Annotated in this window: 1 protein-coding gene and 1 pseudogene; both read left to right on the top strand. The window is 67.2% G+C overall.

The window, feature by feature from the left end:
• Window positions 1–1,423: SDR family NAD(P)-dependent oxidoreductase (locus tag MOV75_RS37455; protein ID WP_246932559.1), on the top strand; the 1,423-nt coding region annotated here is incomplete at its 5' end.
• Window positions 1,321–1,571: pseudogene (locus tag MOV75_RS37450) on the top strand (glycosyltransferase WbuB); the annotation flags it as partial. The gene MOV75_RS37455 and the pseudogene MOV75_RS37450, both read left to right, overlap by 103 nt.

Below are 1,571 nucleotides of genomic sequence, written 5' to 3'. Positions count from 1 at the left end.
CGAGGTGCTCCTGCGCGGCATCGAGAGCGGGGCGATCAAGCGCATCTGGCCGGTCGGCGTGCTGTCGCCGTCGACCTCCGACCGCGGCCAGTTCATCCGCAACGTGCCGGTGCTGGGCGGCATCGACGACGTCGAAGACATCATCGCCGACTTCGCCAAGCGCAACAAACCGATCGCGCGCCTCGTCATGACGCCGTCGGCATTCGAGCCGGAGGCCCATCCGGAATCGATCCTGATGCGGGCGCGCAAGTTAGGGGTGATCGTCAACCGAATGCCCTCGCTCGAGAGTGGCGATACGCCGCGGCTCACCGCCGTTGCGGTCGAGGATCTCCTGCTGCGGCCGAGCGAGACGATCGATTATGCCCGCCTGGAGGCCCTGATCAACGGCAAGGCGGTGATCGTCACCGGCGGCGGCGGCTCGATCGGGTCCGAGATCTGCGAGCGCGTCGTTGCCTTTGGCGCGGCGCGGCTCCTGATCGTGGAAAACTCGGAGCCGGCGCTCTACGCCATCACGGAAGCGCTCGCCGCGCAAGGCGCGACCGCCGAGATCGAAGGGCGGATCGCCGACATTCGCGACCGCGAGCGCATCATGCGCCTGATGGCCGGGTTCAAGCCGGACATCGTGTTCCACGCCGCCGCGCTCAAGCACGTGCCGATCCTCGAACGCGACTGGAGTGAGGGCGTCAAGACCAACATTTTCGGCTCCATCAACGTTGCGGATGCCGCCGTTGCCGCTGGCGCCGAAGCCATGGTGATGATTTCGACCGACAAGGCGATCGAGCCGGTGTCGATGCTCGGCCTGACCAAGCGTTTTGCCGAGATGTACTGCCAGGCGCTGGATCACGACCTCGCAGCCGCGGCGCACGGCGCCAAGCCGCCGATGCGGCTGATCTCGGTCCGGTTCGGCAACGTGCTGGCCTCGAACGGCTCGGTGGTGCCGAAATTCAAGGCGCAGATCGAGGCCGGCGGCCCGGTGACGGTGACGCATCCCGACATGGTCCGCTACTTCATGACCATCCGCGAGGCCTGCGATCTGGTCATCACCGCGGCCACGCATGCGCTCGGAACGCAGCGGCCCGACGTCTCGGTCTACGTGCTCAACATGGGCCAGCCGGTGAAGATCGTCGATCTCGCCGAGCGCATGATCCGCCTCTCCGGATTGCAACCCGGCTACGACATCGAGATCGTGTTCACGGGCATGCGGCCGGGCGAACGTCTCCACGAGATCCTGTTCGCTTCCGAGGAGCCGACCCGCGAGATCGGTGTTGCCGGCATCATGGCCGCGCAGCCGAACGAGCCGCCGATGCAGACGCTGCGCAAATGGACCGCGGCGCTCGAGCAGGCGATCGCGCGCGACGACCGCGCGACAATCAGGACTATCCTCAAGGATGCGGTGCCCGAATTCGGGTCGACCGCGGCCTGACCATGCAGCCCTCCGGCAAGATCGTCGTCGCGAGCCAGCATTATCCGCCGGATACCAGCACGACGGCGGCGATCATGGCCGAGATCGCCTGCCGGCTCGCCGCCGGGCACGAGGTCGTCGTGCTCTCGGGCTGGCCGGGCGCATTGCC

The sequence above is a fragment of the Bradyrhizobium sp. PRIMUS42 genome, assembly GCF_023006515.1.
In the GTDB taxonomy this organism is placed as follows: domain Bacteria; phylum Pseudomonadota; class Alphaproteobacteria; order Rhizobiales; family Xanthobacteraceae; genus Bradyrhizobium.
The sequence above is the reverse complement of the archived record's forward strand: the minus strand, read 5'-3'. Positions and strand labels throughout refer to the sequence as shown.